8 protein-coding genes and 1 pseudogene are annotated in these 6,089 nt (G+C 72.1%); 8 read left to right on the plus strand and 1 reads right to left on the minus strand.

Translation table 11 applies throughout. The annotated features are described in order from the left end of the window. Positions 1-237 precede the first annotated feature (237 nt). Positions 238-444 carry an EF-hand domain-containing protein gene (locus ACWJ6R_RS06280; protein ID WP_449061279.1) on the plus strand — a complete coding sequence of 69 codons (207 nt, stop codon included), beginning with the start codon at positions 238-240 and terminating at the stop codon, positions 442-444. A 95-nt stretch (positions 445-539) separates the two neighbouring features. Here the strand turns inward: ACWJ6R_RS06280 and ACWJ6R_RS06285 are convergent, their stop codons facing one another. After that, positions 540-803 (minus strand): dsRBD fold-containing protein, encoded by a 264-nt coding sequence (locus ACWJ6R_RS06285; RefSeq protein WP_068899040.1) that lies wholly within the window; start codon positions 801-803, stop codon positions 540-542. A gap of 271 nt (positions 804-1,074) precedes the next feature. Between ACWJ6R_RS06285 and ACWJ6R_RS06290 the strand changes: the two genes are divergently transcribed. The 7 genes and pseudogenes from ACWJ6R_RS06290 to ACWJ6R_RS06320 all read left to right on the plus strand — a co-directional run. After that, the gene (locus ACWJ6R_RS06290) at positions 1,075-2,244 is read left to right on the plus strand and encodes a UDP-N-acetylglucosamine--N-acetylmuramyl-(pentapeptide) pyrophosphoryl-undecaprenol N-acetylglucosamine transferase (RefSeq protein ID WP_449061280.1); all 1,170 of its coding nucleotides are present in this window, start codon (positions 1,075-1,077) and stop codon (positions 2,242-2,244) included. 129 nt (positions 2,245-2,373) lie between these two features. Then, the gene (locus ACWJ6R_RS06295) at positions 2,374-2,634 is read left to right on the plus strand and encodes a hypothetical protein (RefSeq protein ID WP_449061281.1); all 261 of its coding nucleotides are present in this window, start codon (positions 2,374-2,376) and stop codon (positions 2,632-2,634) included. A 100-nt stretch (positions 2,635-2,734) separates the two neighbouring features. Beyond that, positions 2,735-2,965, plus strand: a complete 231-nt coding sequence (locus tag ACWJ6R_RS06300; protein WP_449061282.1) for a DUF2277 domain-containing protein — start codon at positions 2,735-2,737, stop codon at positions 2,963-2,965. A gap of 298 nt (positions 2,966-3,263) precedes the next feature. After that, the gene (locus ACWJ6R_RS06305; protein ID WP_449061283.1) at positions 3,264-3,410 is read left to right on the plus strand and encodes a hypothetical protein; all 147 of its coding nucleotides are present in this window, start codon (positions 3,264-3,266) and stop codon (positions 3,408-3,410) included. Continuing rightward, entirely contained in the window at positions 3,404-4,243 is an 840-nt protein-coding gene (locus tag ACWJ6R_RS06310; RefSeq protein WP_449061284.1) for an arabinan endo-1,5-alpha-L-arabinosidase, read from the plus strand. The genes ACWJ6R_RS06305 and ACWJ6R_RS06310 overlap by 7 nt, the downstream gene beginning before the upstream one ends. Positions 4,244-4,700: 457 nt before the next feature. After that, positions 4,701-5,456 (plus strand): ABC transporter ATP-binding protein, encoded by a 756-nt coding sequence (locus tag ACWJ6R_RS06315; RefSeq protein WP_449061285.1) that lies wholly within the window; start codon positions 4,701-4,703, stop codon positions 5,454-5,456. After that, a pseudogene (locus ACWJ6R_RS06320) lies at positions 5,441-6,089 on the plus strand (hypothetical protein); the annotation flags it as partial. The gene ACWJ6R_RS06315 and the pseudogene ACWJ6R_RS06320, both read left to right, overlap by 16 nt.

Here is a 6,089-nt window from a genome sequence, read left to right on the forward strand (position 1 = left end):
GAGAGAAGCCTTCCGCTCACCGCCGCCCGGGCGGCGGTGAGCGGGTCCGGCCGGGGAGAAGGAGACGCAGGGAGGACCACGCTCCGAGGCCGGGGCGAAGGGGAGGGGGCGGCGGGAGGACCGCGTCCCGGAATCACGGGGAGGAGCACGGTTTCCGGACGGGATCCCGTCTTCTCGCCCGGCGGGGACTCCCGTAGGTTGTCTGCCGGAACGGACACGAGGAAAAGGCGGATCACCATGTCGGCGGAGCGGTTGACCGAGCTCAGGAGCGAGTTCTCCGCCATCGACACCGATGGCGACGGTTACATCACGGAAGGGGAGCTGGCCGGGCGCTTCCCCGACCTCCCCCCGGAGGCGATCGGCTCGCTGAACCGCGACGCCGACTCCGACGGGGACGGGCGGTTCTCCTTCGAGGAGTTCGTCAGGCTGATGTCCCGCGACTGAGGACCGGCCCCGGGAGCGGACGGCGCGACGCCCGGACGAGGTCGTCCGGGCCGTCGCGCCCAGGGAGTCCGGGAGACCCGGAACCGGGGCCGTCCTCACCTTCTTCTGAGTTCGGCCTCCTCCATCACGTCGGCCGCGGCGTCGCCCATCAGCCTGCCGGACAGGTCGGCCAGCACGCGGCCGGCGGCCAGTTCGTCGCCGATGTCCGGCACCGGACGGTCGGTCGGGTTGCGCCGCGCGTACTCGACGCTCTCGTACCTGCGGCCATCGGGGATGTCCAGCACGGCCTGGGCCGAGGTGACCCGGTCGTTGTCGTCCTCGACGATGGTGATCTCTACGTTCCACTGCTTGGTCTGCATGACGCATCCCTTCTCGTGGGTGGTGCTTCTTCCGAGGTCCCGCGGGGACGGCGAATCCCCTCGCTCAGCCATTTATGTGAAATATGGCTTTCGTGCGGGTTTGTACCCGTTTGCGGCATACTTCTACCTTGGCTCCCCGGTTCGGCGGGTGACGGCCGGACTCGGGACAATTGGATCTTTATCGGGACTCCCGGTAGCGTGCCCGAGGTCGCCCGGCGCCCCGGTCGTGACCGGGAACCCGACGATCGCAATCTGTGGAGGAAACGCACGCATGAACGCCGGAAACCGCCAGCCCCTGCGCATGCTCGTCACCGGAGGCGGGACCGGCGGTCACACCTACCCCGCGCTGACCACCGTCGCCACCGTCCGCGAGCAGGCCGCCGCGCACGGGTACGACCTGGACGTGCTCTGGGTGGGTACGGCGAGCGGCCTGGAGGCCCGCGTCGCGGCCGAGAACGGCATCCCCTTCCGCGCGATCAAGACGGGGAAGCTGCGGCGCTCGCCGAACCCCAGGGAACTGCTCGCCAACCTCGCCGACATGTTCCGCATCCCGGTCGGGATCCTCCAGGCCTTCGGGATCGCCGCCCGCTACCGTCCCGACGTGGTGCTGTCCACGGGAGGGTACGTCTGCGTGCCGCTGGGACTGGCCTCCCGGATGCTCCGCCGTCCGCTCGTGATGCACGAGCAGATCACCGCGCTCGGCCTGGCCAACCGCATCCTGGCGCGTTTCGCCACCCGGATCGCGCTCACCCACCCCTCGTCGGTCGAGCACCTGCCCGCCGCGGCCCGGGAGCGGGCGGCCGTCACCGGCAACCCGGTCCGGCCCCACCTGCTGCGCGGGAACGCCCCGTCCGGCCGCTGGCACTTCGGCTTCTCGCCGGAGGTGCCCCTGGTGTACGTCACCGGAGGGGCGCAGGGCAGCCTCCAGATCAACAGGCTGATCGAGGGGATCCTGCCCGCGCTGCTGGAGCGGGCGCAGGTGCTCCACCAGTGCGGCCCCGGCTGGATCGACCAGCTCACCCGGACCGCCGAGGGACTCCCCGAGCACCTGCGGGAGCGTTACCGCCCCGTCCCCTACGTCGGCGAGGAACTGGCCGACGTGCTGGCCGCCGCCGACGTCGTGGTCTCCCGCAGCGGGGCCGGCGCCGTCGCCGAGCTGACCGCGGTGGGCAAGCCGTCCGTGCTCGTCCCCCTGGTGCCCTCCGCCGGGGACGAGCAGCGCCAGAACGCCCGCTACCTGGCCGAGTCCGGAGCGGCCCGGGCGCTCCTGGAGAACGGTCCCGAGCCGGAGCTGCTGCTCGCCGAGCTCGACGCCCTCCTGGCGGACCCGCGGCTGCGCGCCGACATGTCGAAGGCGGCCAAGTCGCTCGGCCGGGTGGATGCGGCCGGGGCTCTGGCCGGGATGGTCCTGGAGGAGGCGGGCGTCTTCGGGTTCAGGTGACCGGCGGCCGCGTCCGCCGGAAAATGTCGGTGGCGGGAGGCATGCTGGTGGTGTGAGCCCAAGCTGGACGATTCGAGGAGTCCGCGCGATCCCACCGGGTCCCGCGGTCTCCGGGGAGAGAGGCACACGATGCCCACCACCGTGATGAGCATGTCCGACCTGGCCGACGTCCTGTTCGCCTCCACTCTGCAGGCTTCGGACGATCCCTCGCCGGAGCAGGTGCGCGCCGCGATCGAGGACCGGCTGCGCGTCTGCCGGCACGACCTCGCCGACTGCGTGGCCTGCGTGGCGCAGGAGGCCGGAGACCATCCGGAGACGTACCGCGAGCGGATGCGCTGGGCGCTGCACGCGGTCGATCGGGTCGACCCGGCCACCCTCGTCGGAGCCTGACCGGTTCCCGGCGCCGATCCTTCCCGGTGGCCGCTCCGCGGGAGCGGTACTGACCACCGGGAGGCATGGGCGCCGGGCATGGATGGAATGAGGTCCTGTCATGTGCCGGAGCATCAAGACCCTTCGGGAGCCCTACACCAGCGGCGTGACCGGTGAGGACGTGCGCGCCGCCGCCCTCCAGTACGTCCGCAAGATCTCCGGGTTCCGCTCTCCGTCCGCGCGCAACGCCGAGGCGTTCGAGCGCGCGGTGGACGCCGTCGCCGCCGCCACACAGACGCTCCTGGAGGACCTCGAGCTCAGGGGCCTGCCCCGGAGCGAACCGCACTCCTGACGTCCGCCGTACCCGGCGTTTCCGAGGTCCCGGACCCGGCCGGTCCGCCCGTGCGGCCACAGTGGGGCCGTCGGCGGGGTGAGCGTGTCGCGCCGCCGGCGGACCTGAAACTTTCAGTCACCCGATCTCCGTGAAATCCCGTCTCCGCCTGCGCCGACGGCCTCTCTCATGGTGTCGGACCGGGTGAGGGTTGACGCGAGTAAGCGCTTTCCATACCGTCAGGCGGCGGAGCCGGCCGGGGACGGGGCCGACCGCCCCCTTCGAAGAGCCGGTCTCCCGAGAGTCAGGATGTGATCACGTGAAACGCCTCTACCGGGCGCTGGTCGCAGCATGCGCGCTCGTCGTGGCGCTGGGCGCGCTGCGGCCCGCCGAGGCCGCGCTCGCGGACTACCCGGGACCGGCCGGGTCACCGGCGACGTCCTCGTCCACGACCCGTCGATGGTGAAGACGCCCGACGGCCGCTACCTGCTGGTCCACACCGCGGACGGCATCGGCATCAAGACCTCCGCCGACCGGACGGCCTTCCGCAACGCCGGGGTCGTCTTCCCGAACGGGGCCCCCTGGACCACGGCCTACACCGGCGGGAGCCGCAACCTGTGGGCACCCGATCTGTCGTACCGCAACGGCAGGTACTACCTGTACTACTCGGCCTCCACCTTCGGCTCGTCCAAGTCGGCGATCTTCCTGGCGACCAGCACGACCGGCGCGGCCGGGTCCTGGACGAACCAGGGGCTGATCGTCGAGACCACGGACAGCAGCGGTTACAACGCGATCGACCCCAACCTCGTGGTCGACGACCAGGGCCGCTGGTGGCTGACCTTCGGTTCCTTCTGGTCAGGGATCAAGATGATCCGGCTCGACTCCGCGACGGGCAAGCGCTCGGCCTCTGACACCGCCGTGCGCGGCATCGCCCGGCGCACCACCGCCTCCGGGTCGGTCGAGGCGCCGTACATCCACCGCCGCGGCGGCTACTACTACCTGTTCGTCTCCTTCGACTTCTGCTGCCGGGGAGCCGACAGCACCTACCGCACCATGGTCGGCCGGTCGACGTCCGTCACCGGCCCCTTCGTCGACCGGAACGGGACCCGGATGACCTCCGGCGGAGGGACCGAGATCCTGGCGAGCCACGGGAGCGTGCACGGCCCAGGCCATCCCGCCGTGCTGTCCGACGTCGACGGCGAACTCCTCGTCTACCACTACTACGACGACGCCGGCCGGGCCAAGCTCGGCGTCAACCTGCTCGGCTGGGATTCCGCCGGCTGGCCGTACGTCCGCTGATCTCCGGTTCCCCGGTACGGCGCGCGCGCCCTGCCGGGTGTTCCGGTCGGCGCGGTGCCCGGAACGGACGTCCACCGGTCCGGGCACCGCGCTGAACGCCCGGCACGGCGCCGGACTCCGGCGTCGTGCCGGGCCCCGGTACGGCGGGCGAGGCCGAACCCCAGGGCCGGGCCGGTGGCGGGATCAGCTGTCGTGGGGCCGGGCGCCGGTCGCGGGCCGCTGGTTGCCGGTCACCGAGGCCGGGAACAGGGTCCCGGCCTCGGCTCAGGGCTGCGGTCGGAGTGGGCAGGTCCGGAGACGATCACCGGTCCGCCGCGTGAGCGCGGAGGCCGCCGCTCCCGTACCCCCGGCGGCGCGCGGGAGACTGGACAGAGCGCATCGTACATGATCGAATTTTCCGGCCGCCGGACGAAAGCCTTTTCCCGGCCCTCCCCGCCAGTGACACGAGAGATCCCCCATGACTCCAGCGCTAGAGATCGCCGGCCTGACCAAGACCTTCGGTGAGAAGGTCGCAGCCGACCGCGTCGACCTGACCGTCCCACCGGGTTCCTTCTACGGGCTGGTCGGCCAGAACGGCGCCGGCAAGACCACCACGCTGTCCATGGCCACCGGCCTGCTCCGCCCCGACGGCGGCAGCGCCCGGATCTTCGGCGCGGACGTCTGGTCCGACCCCTCCCGCGCCCTGGCGATGGTCGGCGTGCTGCCCGACGGCCTGGCGATGCCGGAACGGCTGACCGGCCGGGAGGTGCTCACCTACCTCGGCCTGCTGCGGGGACTGGCCAAGGACGTCGTCGCCGCCCGCGCGCAGGAACTGCTGTCGGTGCTGGAACTCGACCAGGCCGAGAAGACCCTCGTGATCGAGTACTCCACGGGCATGCGCAAGAAGATCGGGCTGGCCGCGGCACTGCTGCACGCTCCGCGGCTGCTCGTGCTCGACGAGCCCTTCGAGGCCGTCGACCCCGTCTCGGCGGCCACGATCAAGACCATCCTGCGGGGGTTCGTCGCGGGGGGCGGGTCCATCGTGCTGTCCAGCCATGTCATGGCCCTGGTCGAGCAGCTCTGCGACCACGTCGCGGTGATCGACCGGGGCAGGGTCGCCGCCGCCGGGCCGCTGGAGCAGGTCCGGGGCGACCGTTCCCTGGAGGACACCTTCGTCGGGCTCGTCGGCGCGTCCGACACCGGGTCGAGGGGGCTGTCGTGGCTGTCGCACTGACCGTTCCCCGGACCATGGCCGCGATGAAGCTGGCCGTGCTGCGCAACTCGATGAACGGGCAGAAGGCCGGTTCCATCGTGATGGGCGGGGTGCTCGGGCTCGTCCTGGCGGGCGGCACGCTGTACGCCGCGTTCCAGACCGGCGACCTGCTCGCCGCCGCCTACGCGGTCTGGATGCTCGGCTGGATCTTCGGCCCGGTCTTCGCCGGAGGCGGCGATGAGACGCTCCGCCCCGAGTACTTCACCTCGCTCGGCCTCCCGCCCCGCCGTCTGGCGGCGGGCCTGCTGGTCTCCGCCTTCGTCGGGGTCGCGCCCGTGATCAGCCTGCTGGCCCTGTCCGGGCTGGTCGTTTTCGGGGTACGGCAGAGCCCGGCGGCCGTGCTGGTCGCGCTGCCCGCGATGCTCCTGCAACTGGCGGTCTTCGTCCTGCTGTCGCGGGTCGCGGTCGCCGTGATGGGCCTGGCCCTGCGGTCGCGCGCGGGCGCGGTCGGCGCCGGCCTGGTCAACGGCGCGATCCTGGCGGCGCTCGGCCAGGGCTGGGTCTTCGCGGTCGCGCTGGGGCAGACCGGCGGGATCCCGGCCGGGGCGTCGGCGGCGGTGCGCTACCTGCCGTCCGGCTGGGGGCTGGCCGCGG

It is taken from the genome of Planomonospora algeriensis (assembly GCF_977012225.1).